A 19122-nucleotide genomic window follows, 5' to 3' on the forward strand; every position below is an offset into this window, starting at 1 on the left:
TTGCGATGAAAGTCACCAAGGAACAAGCGCAACAGAACCGCCAGGCACTGCTGGATGCCGCCGCTGCGCTGTTCAAGGAGCGCGGCATTGATGGCACGGGTGTGGCCGATATCTGCCAACAGGCGGGCCTGACGCAGGGCGCCCTTTACAAGCATTTCAGCGACAAGCAGGACCTGGCTGCCCAGGCGCTGGCCTATGGGTTTGGGCAAGGCTTTGGCCGGGTCAGGCAGGCCAGTGAAAAAAGCGCGCATGCGATGGCCACCTACCTGGACAGCTATCTCAACCCCCAGGTGCGCGATGACATGACGCGGGGCTGCCCGCTGGTCTCCACCGCCTGCGATGCCGGCCGCCAGAGCGAGGCCGTGAGCCGCAGCTTCAGCGACGGCTTTGCCGAGCTGCGCGCCGGCATCGAGGCGGCCTTGCCACCCAGCGCCGACCCGCAGCAGCGCCAGGCACTGGCCAGCACCCTGGTGGCAGCCTTGGTGGGCGCGATGGCCATTTCGCGCGGCGTCGTCAAGGCCGATCCAGCGCTGGCCGACGAGGTGCTGCAGCAGGTGCGCGCGGTGGTGGAAGGGCTCAGCGCCAAGACCTGATCGCCGCAATGCCAACAACAAAAGGCCGCCAACCCGGCTCATCCGGGTTGGCGGCCTTCTTCATGGCGGCTAGCTGGGGCTCAACACCTCAGCGTCAGCGTTCCATCAGGACTGCAGGTACACCACATGGCTATGGGTGTACTCATAGAGCCCATGCTTGCCATCGGCACCGCCGACACCCGACTTGCGCACGCCGGCATGGAAGCCCTGCATCGCCTCGAAGTTCTCGCGGTTGATGTAAGTCTCGCCAAAGTCGATCTCGCGCATCGCCTGCATGGCCTTGGACAGGTCGCGGGTGTAGAGGGAGGACGTGAGCCCGTATTCGCAGTCGTTGGCCAGCGCAATCGCCTCGTCCAGGTCCTCGACCACCTGGATCGGCAGCACCGGGCCAAAGATTTCCTTGCGCATGATCTCCATGTCGGCGCGGCAGCCGGCCAGCACCGTCGGCTGGTAGTGGAAGCCGGCACCCAGATCGGCCACCTGCCCGCCAGTGACCAGCTGCGCGCCATCGGCCAGCGCACGGCGCACCTTGGCGTCCACACTGTCCAGGCCCTTCTGGTTGATCAGCGGGCCCATCTCCACATCGCTCTGCGCAATCGGGTCGCCATAGCGGGTGGCGGCCATCGCTTTGGCGATGCGTGCGGTGAATTCATCGGCCACCTGGCGCTGCACATAGACGCGCTCGGCACAGTTGCAGACCTGGCCGGTGTTGATGATGCGCGAATCGCGGATGGCCTTGACGGCCAGGTCCAGGTCGGCATCGGCCAGCACGATGGCGGGCGCCTTGCCACCCAGCTCCAGGTTGAGCTTGGTGATATGCGGCGCAGCCGCTGCGGCAATGCGCTCGCCGGTGCCCACGCTGCCGGTAAAGCTGATCATGTCCACCCCGGCATGGGCCGACAGTGCACCACCGGTGCCGCCCTGGCCATAGACCACGTTGAACACGCCGGCCGGCAGCTCGCACTGGGCCAGCAGCTCGGTAAAGGCGTGGCAGTTGATGGGGGTCTCTTCGCTGGGCTTGATGACGATGGTGTTGCCGGTGAGCAGCGCCGGCGCCATCTTGCGTGCGATCAGGAAGAAGGGGAAGTTCCAGGGCAGGATCCCGGCCACCACGCCCATCGGCTTGCGCAGCAGAAAGATTTGCTCGTTGGCCCGGTCGCTGCTGATGACTTCGCCTTCGATGCGGCGCGCCCATTCGGCCATGTAGTCCAGGTAGTCGGCCGTGAAGTTCACCTCCACCTCGGCCAGGCCCAGCACCTTGCCCTGCTCTTCGGTGATGGTGCGCGCAATGCGCGCGACGTTCTCGCGCAGGCGGGCGGCAATGCGGCGCAGGTACTGTGCACGCTCAATCGCGGGGCGGCGCGCCCAGGCCTTTTGCGCGCCGCGCGCCGCCGCAATCGCGCGGTCCACATCGGCCTGGGTGGACAGCGGCGACTGCGCCAGCAGCGCGCCGGTGGCAGGGTTGCGGACCTCGTGCAGCTCGGCGCTGTCGCTGAACGCACCGGCCATGTAGTTGCGCAAAACAGGGGTGGTGGGCATGGGTTCGTCCTCAGTAGGTGGTAGAGACAATGGCCGGCTGGCTGGGCGCACGGTAGCGCGCCAGGTTGGCCACGGCGGCCTGGCGCATCAGGCTGATATCGATGGCCACCGCCACAAAGCGGCAGCCCCATTCGGTGTAGCGGCGGGCATCTTCTTCGCGCGGCGCCAGAATGCCGCAGGCCTTGCCATGGGCCAAGGTGGTTTCGATGGTGCGGCGTATGCAGTCCTGCACTTCCTGCTGGCTGGCATCGCCGGCATGGCCCATGCCGGTCGAGAGGTCTGCCGGGCCGATAAAGACGGCATCAACACCGTCGACCGCCGCGATCTCGGCGGCGTTTTCCACGCCCAGGCGCGACTCGATCTGCACGACCAGGCAGAGCTGCTCATGCGCGGTGCGGATGTAGTCGGGCACCGCATCCCAGCGCGTGGCACGGGTCAGGCCGCCGCCCACACCCCGGATGCCATGCGGCGGGTAGCGCATGGCCTGCACCAGCGCGCGGGCCTGCTCGGCCGTCTCGACCATCGGCACCATCAGGGTCTGCACGCCGGCATCCAGCAGCTGCTTGATCAGCACTGCATCGCCGTGCACAGCGCGTACCACCGGGTGCGTGGCATAGGGCGCCACCGCCTGCAGCTGCGCGAGCAAGGTCGGCACGGTGTTGGGCGCATGCTCGCCATCCACCAGCATCCAGTCATAGCCGGTGGTGGCAATGATTTCGGCCGCATAGGGCGTGGCAAAGCCGGCCCAGATACCGTAGAGCGGCTCGCTGCGGCGCAGCGCGGCCTTGAAGGGGTTCAATGGCAAATCCATAGGGTGTCTCCTGGCTGGCCCGTCGGCGCGGGCCCATCAATGGCTGATCAATGGTTGATCAATGGGTATAGGGGCGGTGCAGTTCGCAGGCGGGGTTCAACTCCACACCAAAGCCGGGCTTGTCCAGCGCCGACAGGCGCATGCGGCCCTGCACCGGCACCGGTTCGCCCAGCAGCTGCGGGTGGAACATCGGCACGACCTCGTCGGCCTTGGGAGCCATCATCAGGAACTCGGCAAAGGGGCTGTTGTGGCGCGTGGCCACAAAGTGGTAGCTGTAGACGCTGGAGCCATGCGGAATCACCAGCGCCTGGTGGGCATCGGCCAGCGCCGAGATCTTCAGCAGCTCGGTGATGCCGCCGCACCAACCAACATCGGGCTGGATGATGTCGCAGCAGCCCATCTCCAGCAGCTGGCGAAAGCCCCAGCGCGTGGCCTCATGCTCGCCGGTGGTCACCAGCATGCCGGTGGGCACGTTCTTCTTCAGCGCGGCATAACCCCAGTAGTCATCGGGCGGCAGCGCTTCTTCGATCCACTTGAGGCCGAACTCCTGCGCACCCTGTGCCAGGCGCGTGGCGTAGTTCAGGTCCAGGCTCATCCAGCAGTCCAGCATCAGCCAGAAGTCCGGGCCCACCCTCTCGCGCATCGTGGCCAGCTCCTCCAGGTTGCGGCGCAGGCCTTCTTCGCCTTCGGCCGGCCCATGGTGCAGGGGCATCTTGCCGCCGATAAAGCCCATCTTCTGCGCCAGATCGGGGCGCGCACCGGTGGCGTAGAACTGCAGCTCATCGCGCACCGCGCCGCCCAGCAGCTGGTGCACCGGCTCGCCGCGCACCTTGCCCAGCAAATCCCACAGCGCCAGGTCCACCCCGGAGATGGTGTTGATCACGATGCCCTTGCGGCCGTAGTACAGGGTGGACCAGTACATCTGGTCCCAGATGCGTTCGATGTCGGTGACCTTGGCGCCTTCCAGAAAACGCGCCAGGTGCTTCTCGACGATATAGGCTGCGGGCTCGCCGCCGGTGGTGACGGCAAAGCCGACGTTGCCCGCGCTGTCTTCGATTTCCACGACCAGGGTGCCCAGCACATTGATGCCAAAGCTGCGGCGGCTCTGGCGGTACTCAGGGTACTTGGCCATCGGCGTGGCGATGTGGTCGTCGATCCAGTGGCCATCGGCCTGGTCGTGGTAGTCGGCGCCGCCCCCTTTCAGGGTATAGGCGCGCACTTGCTTGATGGTGGGGATCTGGCTCATGGTGGTGTTTGCTCCTTATGCAATTTAGGCAGTGGCATGGGGCTGCAGCGCAGCGGGCGCCAGGCGGGCCCGGATGCCCAGCACCAGCAGCGCTGCCAGTACCGTTGTGCCTGCCAGCAGGTACAGGCCTGCGGCGGGTGAGTGGAAATGGCCCTCGGCCCAGTTCTTGACGATGGGGGCGACAAAGCCGCCGACAGCGCCCAGTGAATTGATCAGCGCAATGCCACCCGCGGCGGCGGCGCCGGCCAGCGTGTTGGCAGGAAAGGTCCAGAACACCGGCTGCACCGCGATAAAACCTGCCGCCGCAAAGCACAGGGCTGCGACACCCAGCAGCGGGCTGGAGAAACTCACCGATGCGGCCATGCCGATCGCAGCAACGAGCAAGGTCATGCTGGCCACGCTGCGGGGCTTTTGGCTGCGCTGGGCAAGGCCGGGTACCCACCAGGCCGCCAGCAGCGCGCACAGCCAGGGGATGGCCGAGACCAGGCCCACCTGCAGACCCACCTTGGTGCCCAACAGACCCGCCACCTGGCTGGGCAGGTAGAACACCACGCCGTAGACGCTGGCCTGGATCAGCAGATAGACCAGCGCCAGATACAACACGCGTGGCTGGCACATGGCAGCGAGCAGGCTGTGCTGGTGGCCGCCCTTGGCGCGCTCCTCGCTGTCGATGATCTCCTGCACCTGGCGGCGCTCGTCGGCGGTCAGCCACTGGGCGTCGGCCGGGCGGTTGGTCAGGTAAAAGTACGACCAGATACCGACGGCCACGGCCATCAGGCCCTCAACTGCAAACAGCCATTGCCAGCCGTGCCAGCCGCCCATGCCATCGAGCTCCAGCAGCAGGCCCGACAAGGGGCTGCCAAAGATAAAGGCCAGCGGCGCGCCGAAGTAGAAAAAGCCCATCGCCTGCGCCCGGTGCGCAGCGGGGAACCAGTAGGTGAGGTACAGGATGACGCCGGGGAAGAAGCCCGCCTCGGCCACGCCCAGCAGGAAGCGCAGCACATAGAAGGTGGTTTCATTGTGGGCAAACATCATCGCGGCCGACACCAGGCCCCAGGTGACCATGATGCGGCACATCCAGATGCGTGCGCCGATGCGGTGCATGATCAGATTGCTGGGCACTTCCAGCAGCGCATAACCGACAAAGAACACGCCGGCACCAAACGCAAAGGCAGCGTCGCTGATGCCGGTATCGGCCTGGAAGGCCACCTTGGCAAAGCCCACATTGGCCCGGTCCAGAAAGGCCATGATGTACATCAGCAGCAGGAAGGGCAGCAGGCGCCAGGAGATCTTGGCGAGCAGGGGAGCGGGGAGTTTTTTCACGACAAATCCTTAAAGACAATGCGCGGCCAGCACGCCTGCGAAAGAGCAGGCGCTGCAGGAGCGAGAAAGGAGAAGCTGGCGTAGCGGTTGCTGCGCCGGTGGGGCGCGGCTAGCGCTAGCGCCGTCGTGAGGCGGGGGGTCTGAAAAAAGTGTGCGCGAAGGCGTTCATGTTTGTCTCCTGGAAGGGATATTCGTTCTTGTGTGGAGCTGAATGTACGCGCATGATTGATGCCTAACAAATCAAATTTCAGTCATATCCGATACCTTTTATTTATGTCTGCAAAACCCGCTTTACCGGCCAGCCCACTGCTGCAACGCAGCCTGCTCAACCGCCTGCGCTACAAGCATCTGCACATGCTGGTGGCGCTGGGATCGAGCCTGAATCTGCACCGCGCCTCGATCAGCCTGTCGATGTCGCAACCGGCTGCCACCCGCATGCTGCGCGAGATCGAAGACATGTTTGGCTGCCAGCTGTTTGAGCGGCTGCCGCGCGGCATGCGCCCTACCGCGCTGGGCTTGCAGCTGGTGCGCTTTGCCGAGGCCTCGCTCAACAGCCTGGACCGCTGCGCCGAGGACCTGGCGGTGCGCCGACAAGGCGGTTATGGCTACCTGGCGATTGGCACCATCATGGGTGCGGCGCCCGACCTCGTGATGACGGCCGTGGCCGAGATGAAAGCGCAGAACCCGCAGCTGCGCCTGCGCATCATGGGCGACACCAGCGACCAGGTGCTGCGCCTGCTGGACCAGCGCCGCATTGACCTGGCCATTGCGCGCCGCCGCATTGCCGGCGACAGCGAAGCCTATGACTTTGAAGCGCTGGGCAATGAGCGCCTGCTGGTGGTGGTGCGCAGCGGCCATGTGCTGGCGCGGCGCCGCAAGCTGAGCTGGGAAGAATTGGTGCGCGACTGGCCCTGGATACTGCAGCCGGCCAGCACCCCCGCGCGCATCGCGCTGGACCAGTTGCTACAGCACCTGGAACTGCCGGTGCCGGCCGACGTCACCGAGTGCAGCTCCGTGTATTCGATGCAGCAACTGGTGCAGCTGACCGATGCGGTCATGCTGCTGTCCGACTCGGCATTGAAGGACTATTTGCGCATGGGCCTGGTGAAGACCTTGCCGGTGCAGATCGATGTGCCGATGGCCCCGTTTGGCATGCTGACGCGCAAGGACCAGGAGGCCTCGCAGGAGCAGCAGCGCTTTATGGATCTGCTGCGCGAGCAGGCCCGGCACATGGCGGTTTGAGTGCGGCGCGGGCTCAGGCCAGATCGAGCGTTTTCAGCACCGCGGCCAAGGCCTCGCGGTCGGCCCCCTGCAAGGTGAGCAACGGCAGCGGCAGGCAGGGCGAGCGTACCAGGCCCATCAGCTCGGCCGCAGTCGCGACCGAGCGCAGGCTGCCGCCCTTTTGCTGGAACCAGGCCCACAGCGGCGCCAGGCGGTTGGACAGCTCCAGCGCCTGCTCTGCCTGGCCCGACAGCGCAGCGCGGGTGATGGCCAACGTGGTCTGGGGCCAGAGGCCACCGATGACCGAATACCAGGCATCGCAACCCGCCACCAGGCCCTTGGCGCCCAAGGCGTCGCCACTGACGCCAATGCTGACATGGGCCGGCACGACAGCGCGCAGGCGCTGCACGCGCGCTTTGGCTTCGGCCGCATCGGCCGGCACGCCGGGGATCTTGATCGAGGCGATATGGGGCAGCTGCGCGATGCGGCCATGCAGCGCGTCGCTGAATTCAAAGCGCGTGGTGCCCGGGTTGTCATACACCACGATGGGCACCGACACTGCACGCGACACCGCCTGGAAGAGGCCATAGACCTCGTCGTCGGTCAGCTTTTGGTACGAGACCGGGGCCAGCAGCAGGCCGCTCGCACCGGCCTTTTGCGCATCATCGGCCAAGGCCAGCACATCACGGGTACGCAGCGCGCCAATGCCCACCACCACCGGCACGCCCTGGGCCTGCTCGACCGCCAGCGCTGCGACCTGCGCGCGTTCCGCCCGCGAGAGATAGGCATAGCTGCCGGTGGAACCCAGCGCGCCGATGGAATCGACACCAGCGGCCACCAGGCGCTGCACCAGCTGCGCCAATGCCGGCATGTCGATGCCGCGCTCATCCATGGGGGTCAGCGCGAACGCACTCAAACCTTTGAACATTCTTTCATCCTGTCAAAACAGCTGCCGCACCCGAGCTGGGTCACGGCCAAGCCCGGATTGTGCGGCTCCAGCTTCTGGTTAAAAATAGCCAGTTTTCAACAAAATCACTGGTCCAGTTGCCCGCGATGCCAGCACCTTCGTCCACCCGCCCCAGCAGCCGCAGCCTGTACCGCGACATCCGCGCGCGCATTGGCGATGGCAGCTACGCGGCCGGCACCGCCCTGCCCTCGACCCGGGCGCTGGCCGCTGAGCGGGGGGTGTCGCGCGGCACCGTGAGCCTGGTCTATGAGCAGCTGGCCTCGGACGGCTTTGTCGATACCCGGCCCGGGGCAGCCACGCGTGTGGCCGCAGGGGCTGCTGACCGCATCCGCGCCCAGGGCCGGGGTGCCGCGGCCTCCGAGCCGCAGCGCACGCAGCCCGATAGCGGCCGCCTGTCCGCCTTTTCCCAGCGGCTGCAGGCCATGCCGCTGCGCCCGGCTGCGCCCGATCCAGCCGGGGTGATCGACTTTGTCTACGGGCCGCTGGCGGGCCGCGACTTCCCCACCCTGCCCTGGCTCAAGGCCTTGCGCCGGGCCGAAGGCCAGCGCAGCCAGCGGCTGGAGTACGCATCGCCGCTGGGTGCGCCCGAGCTGCGCCAGGCGCTGCAGCAGCACCTGCACCAGACGCGCGGCCTGGCCTGCTCGACCGCGCAGATCCTGGTCGTCAACGGCTCGCAGCATGCGCTGGATCTCTGCGCCCGGCTGCTGCTCAACCCGGGCGATCCGGTGGTCGTGGAGAACCCCGGCTACCGCATGGCGCACCAGGTGTTTGAGGCCTATGGCGCGCAGCTGCTCTGCGCCGATGTGGATGACGATGGCCTGCAGACCGCGCAACTGGCCGCGCTGACCGCGCAGGCGCCCGCCAGGCTGGCCTATGTGACGCCGGGCCACCAGTTTCCGCTGGGCGGCTACCTGCCGATGGCCCGCAGGCATGCGCTGCTCGACTGGGCACATGCGCAGCGCTGCTGGGTGATCGAGGATGACTACGACAGCGACTACCGCTACGGCGTGCGGCCCGAGCCCAGCCTCCTGTCGCTGGACAGCGCGGACTGCGTGATCCACGTGGGCACCTTCTCCAAAACCTTGTCGCCCCAGCTGCGCCTGGGCTATATGGTGCTGCCCCCGGCGCTGGCCAGCCTGTTTGCCCAGGCCAAGCTGCTGACCGACCGCCACACCGCCACCGGCCCCCAGCGCGCGCTGGCCCAGCTGATCGACGACGGCAGCTATGCCCGCCATGTGCGGCGCATGCGGCGCAAACAGCATGCGCGCCAGCAGGCCTTGCTGCAGGCGCTGGAGCGGCATCTGGGCACCCAGGTGCGCATCCAGGGTGCCGCCAGCGGCCTGCATCTGTCGGTATGGTTCCCTGGTCTGGCCGCCAGTCAGGAGGCGCAGCTGGTGCAAGCGGCAGCGCAGCGCGGCGTGCGCGTCTACCCGATCAGCCCGCTGTACCGGCAGCCTGCCGGGCACGCCCAAGCCGGCGTGGTGATGGGCTATGCGCTGCTGGACCTGCCCGAGATTGAGCGGGGCGTGCAGCGCCTGGCCGAAGCGCTGCAGAGCCTGCGCTGATCAGGCATCCCACTGCAGGCAGCGCATGCTGATGGTGCCCGACTGAAAGCCCTCGAACACCTGGCGCGCCGGACCACTGCCGTGGGCGGCGCCCAGCGCATACAACAAGGGCCAGTAGTGGTCCGGCGTGGGCACGGCCATCCGGGCGGAAGCATGCAGCTGCTGGTAGGCCACCAGGGCCTCCTGGTTGCCTGCCAGCAAGGCCTGCTTGGCCGCTTCGTCAAACTGCTGGGCCCAGTCGCGGGCGGCCATCAGCCCTTCGGGCGCGCCGCGCACCGTTGCCCGCAGGTTGTGCACGATATTGCCGCTGCCGATGATCAGCACGCCCTGTGCGCGCAACGCAGCCAGCTCCCTGCCCACCGCATAGTGGTAAGGGCCGGGCTGGTTGTAGTCGATCGAGACCTGGAACACCGGCACGTCAGCTTGGGGATAGAGGTGGTGCAGAACGGTCCAGGTGCCGTGGTCCAGCCCCCATTGGTCCGTCAGCTGCGCCTGGCCGCTGCGTACCAGCGCGGCCGCCTTCGCCGCAAGCGCCGGGTGGCCGGCGGCCGGGTACTGCATCGCATGCAGCTCGGCCGGAAAGCCGGAGAAATCATGGATCGTGGCGGGCTTGTCATTCACCGTCACCCCCGTGCTGCCGCGCGTGAGCCAGTGGGCCGACACCACCAGGATGGCGCTGGGCCTGGGCAGGCTGCTGCCCCAGCTTTGCAGGTGCTGGGTAAAGGGGTTGGCGCTGATGGCATTCATCGGGCTGCCATGGCCGATGAACAGCACCGGCATGTTGCGCGGCGGCTGTTGGCTGCGGGCCAGCGCTTCGCCCATCGGCAACAGCGCAGCCATCACCGCAGACAGACTGCCAGACATAACCAGGGAGCGACGTGACAACATAGCGGCCAATACCAAAAAACAAAAGGCCGCTGTCTGAGGCGGCCCCGGGGCACAAGTTCCGCCGCAACCCACAAGAAAAATGCAGTGCTTGCCGGTAGGCATGCACTGCATGGGCTTAGATCGTCAGGCTATCAACGGATCAGATCGTGGCGTTGTCAATCACAAAGCGGTAGGCCACATCGCCGCGCAGCATGCGCTCGTAGGCGTCGTTGATCTCCTCGGCCTTGATCAGCTCGATGTCCGCCACAATTCCGTGCTCGGCGCAGAAGTCGAGCATCTCCTGGGTCTCGGGGATACCACCGATCAATGAACCTGCCAGGCTACGCCGCTTCATGATCAGACCAAACACGCCGGGCGATGGATGCGGGGTCGACGGCGCACCCACCAGGGTCATCGTGCCATCGCGCTTGAGCAGATGGAAGAACGGGTCCAGGTCATGCGGCGCGGCGACGGTGTTCAGGATGAAGTCCAGGCTTTGCGCATGGGCGGCCATCTCATCGGCATAGCGTGAGACCACGACCTCGGCGGCGCCCAGCGCCCTGGCCGCATCGCGCTTGGATTCGGACGTGGTGAACGCCACCACATGCGCGCCCATCGCGTGCGCCAGCTTGATGCCCATATGGCCCAGCCCGCCAATGCCCACCACGCCCACCTTGTGGCCCGGCCCCACGCGCCAGTGGCGCAGAGGCGAATAGGTGGTGATGCCGGCGCACAGCAGCGGCGCCACAGCGGCCAGCTGTTCCGGTGGATGGCTGACCCGCAGCACATAGCGCTGGTGCACCACAATGCTTTGCGAATAGCCGCCCAGGGTATGGCCCGGCGCATCGGCGGTAGGCCCGTTGTAGGTGCCGACCATGTGGTTGCAGTAGTTCTCCAGCCCCATGCCGCAGTCCACACAGTGCTGGCAGCTGTCGACGATGCAGCCGACCCCGACCAGATCGCCCGGCTTGAACTCGGTGACGTCAGCCCCCACGGCCGCCACCTCGCCGACAATCTCATGCCCCGGCACACAGGGGTAGAGCGTGCCGGCCCATTCGGAGCGCACCTGGTGGATGTCGGAATGGCAGACACCGCAATAGGCAATGCGAATCTGCACATCCTGGGCGCCTGGCGTTCGCCGCTCGATATGCAGCGCTTCAAGAGGTTGGTCACCCGCGTGGGCGCCATAGGCTTTAACGGTCATGATGAAGGTCCTATTCCGTTCGAGGAGTACCTCGCATACCGCAGCGATGGCAGCACCAGCCGGCATATACACGGGGGCTGCCACGCTGCAGGGGCACCATCCGTGATGCGCACAGCGAGGCGCAGCCATCTTACGCCGCAAGCGTGGCAAATCGGTACGCAGTCCGGGAGCCATCGCCTCCGCCTTGATTTGGACCAACGCGCCCCAGCCGCCCGGTGGGTGCGACGGCGCGTGCCGCAGGTGCCGCGGCGCAGGATTGCCCTGGTGGGCAAGTGGTTATTTGAGAATAATTCTCATTTGCAAATATAATCGACCCCAAGGTTCAGCGATTGCCGCGGTTCCTTGTTTCATCGTGGGGCGACCTACTGGGTTTTCACTCCAGTGGTCGTTTTTGCTAGCCAGCGGTTTTCCATGTAGCCAGGCATTTTTTTCACGTTGAAGCGCTGCCTCCGTCTTTGCGACGCGCTCCGCACCAGCCCTTCCCATGGACCTTGCCAGGTCGGTGTTCCGGAAGCAGGCATCTGACCTCGCGGCATGGAGATACTCTCTCTCCCTTCTGATCCATCGCGCTGCTGATGTACTGGCAGGGCCGCTGCTGCTACCGCCATCGGGCTATACCCGATGATTCATAAAAGTAGGCAAGTGCTAACATCCAACCCAATTATCTGGACTTGGCATGAAAATATTCATTTCATGGATCACTAAGTCGCTGCTTGTTTTGATGGCCACGCTGGGCTTGCAGGCGGTGCAGGCGCAGGGCCTTAACTTCAGCAGAGGCAGCATCGATTTCGACAATACGGTGGCAGGCAGCGTATCGCCAGAGGAAACCGTGACGGTGCAATTCTTCGGCCCTATTCCGCCCTTATTGAACGTCAACAGCATCACGCCCCCTGCCAACCCCGCTTTTACGGTCGTTAACAACAGCTGTCTTGAAGGCCTCTACCCGCAATTTAAGCCTTGCACGATCACATTCACGTTCACCGCACCCGCCATGGCTGGCCCGGTCTCCGACACCTTCAGTTTTGAAAGTACGGAGTTGGGCGTCGAGTCCATCATCCTGCGGGGCTCATCAGACGGCGCCACCCCTCAGACCATTGCATTCACCTCTACCCCGCCCGATCCCGCCCCAGTGGGAGGCAGCTACGACATCGCGGCGACCGGCGGTGAGTCTGGCGAGCCGGTGGTCTTCTCGATTGACGCTTCGGCAGCTGAGATTTGCTCCGTCACGAACAGCACGGTGAGCTTCCTCAGCGTGGGCACCTGTATGGTCAATGCGAACCAGGCAGGCAATGGTGCTTATTTCGCTGCACCCCAAGAGCAGCAAAGCTTTGCGGTGACCGCAGCCCCGACCGCCAACCCTGGCACGCCCGAGCCAGTCCCCGCACTGGGCACCTGGGCAGCAATGCTGCTGTCAGCCTTGCTGGCTGGGGCCATGGCTGTGCTACAGCTGCGCCGCAAGGGCCGCAGGCCTTCAGGGTCCTAGGTCACCGACAGCACTTCCCACTGCTGCTTGGCCTGCCCCAGCTCCAAGGTCACCTCGTCCCCTTCGCCCTTGCCCATTAGCGCCTTGCCCAACGGGGCCTGGGTGCTGATGACCTGGATGGACTCAGAACCGATGACCAGCTTCATATTTCCCCCTTCAGGGCCGAGGAAGATCTGCTGCTGTTTCTCGTCCGCATCCAGCAGGCAGACCAGCGCGCCCAGCTGTATGCCTCTGCTGGCGCTATAGGGCTGCGGGCAGAAGAGCCGCCAATGCACCAGCGCCTGGCGGATGGCTTCTGCGCGGCGCGCCTGGCCCGTCGCCAGGTAGGCCGCCTCCAGACCCAGGGTGTCGTACTTGTTTTCGGCAATGTTTTCCTCATGCGTCGCCGCTTCATGCGCAACGCTCACTGCCTGTTCGACCTGCAACAGGTCCGCAGCAAGCCGCTCCAGCACCTGTTGCTGCAACCAGGATTTGTCCACCATGAGAAATGGGCCTCTCGAATATATTGGGGGCTGATTATGAACGGCTCCTTCCCATTGGATACCGACTCTACCGAGCTTGCGCTGAAATCGGGATTGTAATAACATAGTTATAACCAAGGAGTGACTATGCAGCTCACCATTCGCGCATTCGGCAACAGCAAGGGAGTCGTGTTACCGAAAGCCTTGCTGGCTCAGGCCGGCCTGGACACAGCACAGGTAGCTGACGTCGAAGTCATCGATGGATCGATCGTCATCAAGGCTCAGCCTGCTTTACGCAGCGGCTGGGCAGAGGCTGCGGCTGCCATAGCTCAATCGAATGATGACCGTCTTGTCATGGGCGAGTTCGGCAACGCAGCGGATGCAGATCTTGTTTGGGGAGAAGAAACCTCCAGCCCGCAACTTACCGGGGGACCTGTCGAATGGTGAGCGCAAGCCACTGTGTCAAGCGCGGTGAAATCTGGCTCATCAATCTTGATCCCACACAGGGCAAGGAAATCCAGAAGACGCGCCCTTGCGTGGTGCTGTCGCCCGATGAAATGAACCTCGCATTGGGCATCGTTACGGTCGCACCGATGACAACCGGCAGCCATGCTGCCCCATTCCGCATTCCGGTGACATTTCAAAGCAGCAAGGGACTGATTCTTTTGGACCAGATGCGAGCAGTAGACAAGTCACGCCTCATTGATAAACGGGGCGATCTGAAAACCCACGTAACGCAAGCTTGTCTCAAGGCACTGCAGGAGATGTATTCCTGACGCCCCCCCGCAATGGACCAGGTCCAGGGCGAGGCCTGAGCTCTACCAGGCAATCGGCGCCGCTTTGCCAGCAAGACAGTGCACAAGCTATGCACATAAGCCCCAATAAAAAAGCCGCACAGCATCAAAAATGATAGCTGTGCAGCCAATGAATTCTGGTAGGGCGTGAGGGACTTGAACCCGCGACCAAAGGATTATGAGTCCTCTGCTCTAACCAACTGAGCTAACGCCCCGGCACCACCACTTACCGGGATGCCCGGCGAGTGAAGCTTTGCATTCTAGCGTTTATTTCGGATGGCTCAGGGCGTTGGAGACGAGCTTTGAGGTGATTCCAACGATCTGGATCATCTTCTCGTAGGGCATGCGTTTGGGGCCGATGACGCCCAGGGTGCCGACCACTTTGCCGTTGACCTGGTAGGGGGTGCTGACGACGGACAGCTCCTCGACGGACAGCAGCTGGCTCTCGCCGCCGATGTAGATTTGCACGCCTTCGGCGCGGTTGGAGTTCTCCAGCAGGTGCAGGATCTGGGTCTTTTGCTCGAACAGGTCAAAGGCCCGGCGCAGGTTGGTCATGTCATTGCTGAAATCGCTGACGGCCAGCAGGTTGCGCTCGCCGGCAATCACCAGCTCATGCGGGGCTTCTTCGGCGTCTTCATCCACGTTCACCGCCGCCAGCATCAGCGCGGCAATCTCGTCGCGCAGGCTGTCCACTTCCTTGCGCAGCAGCTGGCGCACCTGCTCCATCGCCAGGCCGGCGTAATGGGCATTGAGGTAGTTGGCCGTCTCGATCAGCTGGCTCTGGGAGTAGTCCGATTCGGTGAAGATCACGCGGTTTTGCACATCGCCTTCGGGCGAGACCAGGATCAGCAGGATGCGCTTTTCCGACAGGCGCAAGAACTCGATATGCCGGAACGAGGAGCTTTTGCGCGGCGCCTGCACCACACCGACAAACTGCGACAGCTCCGACAGCACGCCTGCGGCGCTGGTGATGACCTTTTGCGGCTGCTCAGGCGCAATTTCGGCGGCGACGACCTGGTCCGCGTCCACCGTCAGCATCGTGTCGACAAACAGGCGGTAGCCCTTGGCGGTGGGAATGCGGCCGGCGGAGGTGTAGGGGCTGGCGATCAGGCCCAGGCTTTCAAGGTCGGCCATTACGTTGCGGATGGTGGCCGGCGAAAAATCCAGCCCGGGCTCCTGCGTGAGTGCACGGGATCCCACCGGATGGCCATCCGCAATATAGCGTTCCACCAGGGTTTTGAGCAGCAGCCGGGCACGGTCATCGAGCATGGGCGCATTTTATCCGTGTCCGCCGGTCCTGGCGGCAGGTATTGCGCGGACCAAGGGTAATGCAGGGGCCGGGGCAGTGCCGGATGCCCGAACGCCGAAGCGCCGCAACGCCGGAACGCCGGAACGCCGGAAGGGCTGCGCTGCTCTGGATTTTTGTAGCCATGCAACAATGGCGCTGTGGCTGCCCGGTGCGTCTGCCTGCACACGCCCGAGTGGCTTCAGGCCCAGCCCTGGCTACCGGCGCGGCATGCCTTCGCAGGGCAGGCGGCAGCTGCAACCTGGGGCTGCTTAAGAAATTCAAAAAGATTGCGTCACTTTGGTGATGTAATTTGCGTATGCAGTCTCGCTTTCAACATATTGCCCTGATCGGCAAACACCATGCGCCCCCCACTGCCGAGGTGCGCCAGCAGTCCTATGCGGCCTTCAGCCAGATCGCCTGCTATATCGAGGCACAGGGCGGCACTGCATTCCTGGAGAAGGAAACCGCCGCCTTCACCGGCATGGAACACTACCCCACGCTCAGCATGCAGCAGATCGGTGAGCGCTGCGACCTGGTCATCGTGCTGGGCGGTGACGGCACCATGCTCGGTGTGGGACGCGAGTTGGCCCAGTACAACACGCCGTTGGTCGGCATCAACCAGGGGCGCCTGGGCTTTGTGACCGACGTGCCGCTGCAGACCTTCATGGGCCCGCTGTCGGCCATTCTGGCCGGCGAATACGAAGAAGAAGTGCGCTCGATGATCCATGCCCGCGTGATGCGCGAAGGCCAATGCGTCTTCGAGGCCCTGGCCTTCAACGATGTGGTGGTGAACCGGGGTGGTACCTCGGGCATGGTCGAGCTGCGGGTCGAGGTCGATGGCCAGCTGGTCGCCAACCAGCGTGCGGACGGTCTGATCATTGCGACGCCGACGGGCTCGACCGCCTATGCGCTGTCGGTCGGCGGCCCCATCGTGCACCCGACGGTGCCTTGCTGGGTGATGGCGCCGATTGCGCCCCACATGCTGTCCAACCGGCCCAGCGTGATTCCGGATACGCAGGAAATTTCGATCGAGGTGATTGGCGGGCGCGATGTCGCTGCCAATTTCGACATGCAGTCGCTGGCCTCCATCCTGCGCGGCGACAAGATTCTGGTGCGCAGCGCGCCGCACAAGGCGCGCTTTCTGCACCCCCGGGGCTGGAACTACTACGCCACCTTGCGCAAAAAGCTGGGCTGGAACGAAGGGGGCATCACGCCATGAGCCTCAGACGCATTGGCTTGCGTGATTTCGTCATCGTCGAGCAGCTGGAGGTGGATTTCCAGACCGGCTTCACGGCCCTGACGGGCGAGACGGGCGCCGGTAAATCGATCCTGATCGATGCATTGCAGCTGGTGCTGGGGCACCGCGCCGACACCGGCTTTGTGCGCCAGGGCGCCAGCCGCGCCGAGTTGATGGCCGAGTTCGATACGCCCGCCACGCTGGAAGGCTTTCTCAGCGACAACGACATGCCGGGCGAAGAAACCCTGCTGCTGCGCCGCGTGATCGATGCGCAAGGCAAGAGCAAGTTCTGGATCAATGGCGTGCCCGCCACCGCCACGCAGCTGCGCAGCATTGCCGGCGCGCTGGTCGATATCCATGGCCAGCATGCCTGGCAGGGGCTGACCCAGCCCGAATCGGTGCGCCAGCTGCTCGATGCCTATGCCGGCGCCGACAGTACGCCCACCCAGCGCGCCTACGCGCTGTGGCGCAGTGCCGACAAGGCCTTGCAGCAGGCCCGCAGCATGGAAGAAACCCACCAGCGCGAGCGCGAACGCCTGCTCTGGCAGATTGCCGAAATCGACAAGCTCGCGCCCGGCCCCCAGGAATGGGAAGAGCTCAACACCCAGCACGGGCGCCTGTCCAATGCCCAGGCCTTGATGGATGCGGCCAACAACGCCATCGCCAGCCTGGAAGGCGAAGACGGTGGCGCCATCACGCAGGTCAACCGCAGCCTGCACGCGCTGCAGGACCAGGCCCATGTGGAGCCCGGTTTCTCCGCGATGGCCGAGTCGCTGGAGTCTTGCCTGGCGCAGCTCGAAGACGTGATGCGCTCGCTCAACGGCTACCTGCGCCATGCCGAGCTGGACCCGGACAAGCTCGAACAGCTGGACCAGCGTCTGGGCAGCTGGATATCGCTGGCGCGCCGCTACAAGCGTGCGCCCGAAGACCTGCCCGCGCTGCTGCAGGGCTGGCATGCCGAGCTGCTGGCGCTGGAGGCCTCGTCCGACATGGTGCAGCTCACCAAGAATGCCCAGCAGGCGCAGGAGGCCTACCAAAAGGTAGCCGCCACGCTGAGCCAGGCGCGCCAACAAGCGGCCAAGCGCCTGTCCAAGGCCATCACTGCGGCGATGCAGGACCTGGGCATGGCCGGCGGCCGTTTTGTGGCGCAGGTCAGCCCGGCGCGCGAACCGCGCAGCGATGGCATCGACGATGTGGAGCTGCTGGTGGCCGGCCACCCGGGCACCGACCCCAAGCCGATCGCCAAGGTGGCCTCGGGCGGCGAGCTCTCGCGCATCTCGTTGGCAATTGCGATCTCGACCAGCCAGCTCGGCCAGGCACCCACACTGATCTTTGACGAGATCGACTCGGGCATTGGCGGCGCCGTGGCCGATTCGGTCGGCCGCGTGATGCGGGCACTGGGGCGCGACCGGCAGGTGCTGGCCGTGACCCACCTGGCCCAGGTGGCCGCGCGCGGCGACCACCACCTGCTGGTGGCCAAGCAGCGCAGCAAGGGCGGCACCACCAGCCATATCCGCACCGTGGCCGATGACGAACGGGTCAATGAAATTGCCCGCATGCTCGGCGGAGAGAACCTGTCTGCGACGAGCCGGGCCCATGCCCAAGAGATGATTGCCGGAGGAATGAATGACCGTTAAGACATCCCTCTCACAGCCGCTCGAAGTGGTGGTCATTACCGGCATGGCCGGCTCGGGCAAGTCCGTGGCGCTGCACGCGCTTGAAGACGTGGGCTACTACTGTGTGGACAACTTTCCGCCCGAGCTGCTGCAGGCGCTGGTGTCGCTGGAGCATTGGCAGCATGGCAGCCGCGTGGCCATCGCCATCGACGCGCGCAGTGCCAAGGGCCTGTACCTGGTGCCTGCGCAACTCGACCGCCTGCGCGCCGCTGGCGCCCAGGTTCGGCTGATCTACATGGATGCACAGCGCGATACGCTGATGCGCCGCTTTTCCGAAACCCGCAGGCGCCATCCGCTGACCAACGAAAAACTGCAGGAAGGCCCGCGCGCGCTGGTGCAGATGATTGAGGAAGAGCGCGCGTTGCTGGCCGATCTGCGCGAACAGGCCCATGTCATCGACACCAGCAATATGCGCGGCTCGCAGCTGCAGGCGCAGATCAAGGATTGGATCCAGGCACCGCAATCGAGCCTGACCTTGCTGTTCCAGTCTTTTGGCTTCAAGCACGGCATCCCGATCGACAGCGATTACATGTTTGATGTGCGCATGCTGCCCAACCCCTACTACGAGCCCGAGCTGCGCCCGCACACGGGATTGGAAGCGCCGGTCGCCAACTTTCTGGCTCAGCAGCCCAAGGTGCTGCAGATGCAAAACGACATCATCCGCTTTCTGGACAACTGGCTGCCGGAGCTGGTGAAAAACCACCGCAGCTACGCCACGGTATCGGTCGGCTGCACCGGCGGCCAGCACCGCTCGGTCTACCTGGTCAATGCGCTGGCCCAACACTTTGGAGACCGCTGGACCACCTTGCAGCGCCACCGCGAACTGGGCGCCAAGCACAGCGGATAA

18 protein-coding genes and 1 tRNA gene are annotated in these 19122 nt (G+C 64.8%); 9 read left to right on the forward strand and 10 right to left on the reverse strand.

All coding sequences use genetic code 11. The features are described from left to right. The first annotated feature begins 5 nt into the window (after window positions 1-5). Entirely contained in the window at window positions 6-593 is a 588-nt protein-coding gene (locus ACHWUQ_RS15030) for a TetR/AcrR family transcriptional regulator (protein WP_394681611.1), read from the forward strand. Window positions 594-698: 105 nt separating this feature from the next. On the opposite strand, the gene aldA is transcribed toward ACHWUQ_RS15030, so the two are convergent. Genes aldA through ACHWUQ_RS15050 form a run of 4 tightly spaced genes read right to left on the reverse strand, consistent with a single transcriptional unit; the run spans window position 699 to window position 5512 of the window. Next, window positions 699-2132, reverse strand: a complete 1434-nt coding sequence (gene aldA, locus ACHWUQ_RS15035) for an aldehyde dehydrogenase (RefSeq protein ID WP_394681612.1) — start codon at window positions 2130-2132, stop codon at window positions 699-701. 10 nt (window positions 2133-2142) lie between these two features. Beyond that, entirely contained in the window at window positions 2143-2943 is an 801-nt protein-coding gene (locus ACHWUQ_RS15040; protein WP_394681613.1) for an HpcH/HpaI aldolase/citrate lyase family protein, read from the reverse strand. A 58-nt stretch (window positions 2944-3001) separates the two neighbouring features. Beyond that, on the reverse strand, window positions 3002-4189 hold the full coding sequence (gene rhmD / locus ACHWUQ_RS15045) for an L-rhamnonate dehydratase (RefSeq protein WP_312529556.1): 1188 nt from the start codon (window positions 4187-4189) through the stop codon (window positions 3002-3004). A 24-nt stretch (window positions 4190-4213) separates the two neighbouring features. After that, entirely contained in the window at window positions 4214-5512 is a 1299-nt protein-coding gene (locus tag ACHWUQ_RS15050) for an MFS transporter (RefSeq protein WP_394681614.1), read from the reverse strand. A 273-nt stretch (window positions 5513-5785) separates the two neighbouring features. On the opposite strand from ACHWUQ_RS15050, the gene ACHWUQ_RS15055 reads away from it, so the two are divergent. Further along, a complete protein-coding gene (locus ACHWUQ_RS15055; protein ID WP_394681615.1) occupies window positions 5786-6754 on the forward strand; it encodes a LysR family transcriptional regulator in 969 nt (322 codons plus the stop codon). A gap of 13 nt (window positions 6755-6767) precedes the next feature. On the opposite strand, the gene ACHWUQ_RS15060 is transcribed toward ACHWUQ_RS15055, so the two are convergent. Continuing rightward, window positions 6768-7661, reverse strand: coding sequence for a dihydrodipicolinate synthase family protein (locus tag ACHWUQ_RS15060; RefSeq protein WP_394681616.1), 894 nt, complete (start codon window positions 7659-7661; stop codon window positions 6768-6770). A gap of 125 nt (window positions 7662-7786) precedes the next feature. On the opposite strand from ACHWUQ_RS15060, the gene ACHWUQ_RS15065 reads away from it, so the two are divergent. Further along, window positions 7787-9265: a PLP-dependent aminotransferase family protein gene (locus ACHWUQ_RS15065; RefSeq protein ID WP_394681617.1), complete on the forward strand. Its 1479-nt coding sequence runs from the start codon at window positions 7787-7789 to the stop codon at window positions 9263-9265. Here the strand turns inward: ACHWUQ_RS15065 and ygiD are convergent, their stop codons facing one another. Next, window positions 9266-10129 (reverse strand): 4,5-DOPA dioxygenase extradiol, encoded by an 864-nt coding sequence (gene ygiD, locus ACHWUQ_RS15070; protein ID WP_394681618.1) that lies wholly within the window; start codon window positions 10127-10129, stop codon window positions 9266-9268. Window positions 10130-10292: 163 nt separating this feature from the next. Further along, the gene (locus ACHWUQ_RS15075) at window positions 10293-11336 is read right to left on the reverse strand and encodes an NAD(P)-dependent alcohol dehydrogenase (RefSeq protein ID WP_394681619.1); all 1044 of its coding nucleotides are present in this window, start codon (window positions 11334-11336) and stop codon (window positions 10293-10295) included. 676 nt (window positions 11337-12012) lie between these two features. On the opposite strand from ACHWUQ_RS15075, the gene ACHWUQ_RS15080 reads away from it, so the two are divergent. Beyond that, window positions 12013-12819: an IPTL-CTERM sorting domain-containing protein gene (locus ACHWUQ_RS15080; RefSeq protein ID WP_394681620.1), complete on the forward strand. Its 807-nt coding sequence runs from the start codon at window positions 12013-12015 to the stop codon at window positions 12817-12819. Here ACHWUQ_RS15080 and ACHWUQ_RS15085 read toward each other — a convergent pair. Beyond that, the gene (locus ACHWUQ_RS15085; RefSeq protein WP_394681641.1) at window positions 12816-13298 is read right to left on the reverse strand and encodes a GreA/GreB family elongation factor; all 483 of its coding nucleotides are present in this window, start codon (window positions 13296-13298) and stop codon (window positions 12816-12818) included. The genes ACHWUQ_RS15080 and ACHWUQ_RS15085 overlap by 4 nt on opposite strands. A gap of 129 nt (window positions 13299-13427) precedes the next feature. Between ACHWUQ_RS15085 and ACHWUQ_RS15090 the strand changes: the two genes are divergently transcribed. Together ACHWUQ_RS15090 and ACHWUQ_RS15095 are read left to right on the forward strand one after the other, a co-directional pair. Beyond that, window positions 13428-13727, forward strand: a complete 300-nt coding sequence (locus tag ACHWUQ_RS15090) for an AbrB/MazE/SpoVT family DNA-binding domain-containing protein (protein ID WP_239810855.1) — start codon at window positions 13428-13430, stop codon at window positions 13725-13727. Next, window positions 13721-14056 (forward strand): type II toxin-antitoxin system PemK/MazF family toxin, encoded by a 336-nt coding sequence (locus tag ACHWUQ_RS15095; RefSeq protein ID WP_312416308.1) that lies wholly within the window; start codon window positions 13721-13723, stop codon window positions 14054-14056. The genes ACHWUQ_RS15090 and ACHWUQ_RS15095 overlap by 7 nt, the downstream gene beginning before the upstream one ends. 156 nt (window positions 14057-14212) lie before the next feature. Here ACHWUQ_RS15095 and ACHWUQ_RS15100 read toward each other — a convergent pair. Further along, a tRNA-Ile gene (locus tag ACHWUQ_RS15100) sits at window positions 14213-14289 on the reverse strand. A gap of 52 nt (window positions 14290-14341) precedes the next feature. Continuing rightward, the gene (hrcA, locus tag ACHWUQ_RS15105; protein WP_394681621.1) at window positions 14342-15343 is read right to left on the reverse strand and encodes a heat-inducible transcriptional repressor HrcA; all 1002 of its coding nucleotides are present in this window, start codon (window positions 15341-15343) and stop codon (window positions 14342-14344) included. 335 nt (window positions 15344-15678) lie between these two features. Here hrcA and ACHWUQ_RS15110 point away from each other — a divergent pair, with 335 nt between their 5' ends. From ACHWUQ_RS15110 to rapZ, 3 genes are read left to right on the forward strand one after another with little or no spacing between them, the layout of a single operon-like run. Next, a complete protein-coding gene (locus tag ACHWUQ_RS15110; protein WP_239810852.1) occupies window positions 15679-16581 on the forward strand; it encodes an NAD kinase in 903 nt (300 codons plus the stop codon). Next, entirely contained in the window at window positions 16578-18236 is a 1659-nt protein-coding gene (gene recN / locus ACHWUQ_RS15115; RefSeq protein WP_394681622.1) for a DNA repair protein RecN, read from the forward strand. The genes ACHWUQ_RS15110 and recN overlap by 4 nt, the downstream gene beginning before the upstream one ends. Beyond that, window positions 18226-19122: an RNase adapter RapZ gene (gene rapZ, locus ACHWUQ_RS15120; protein ID WP_313330525.1), complete on the forward strand. Its 897-nt coding sequence runs from the start codon at window positions 18226-18228 to the stop codon at window positions 19120-19122. The genes recN and rapZ overlap by 11 nt, the downstream gene beginning before the upstream one ends.

Source organism: uncultured Comamonas sp., from assembly GCF_964277875.1.
Classification (GTDB): domain Bacteria; phylum Pseudomonadota; class Gammaproteobacteria; order Burkholderiales; family Burkholderiaceae_C; genus Comamonas; species Comamonas sediminis.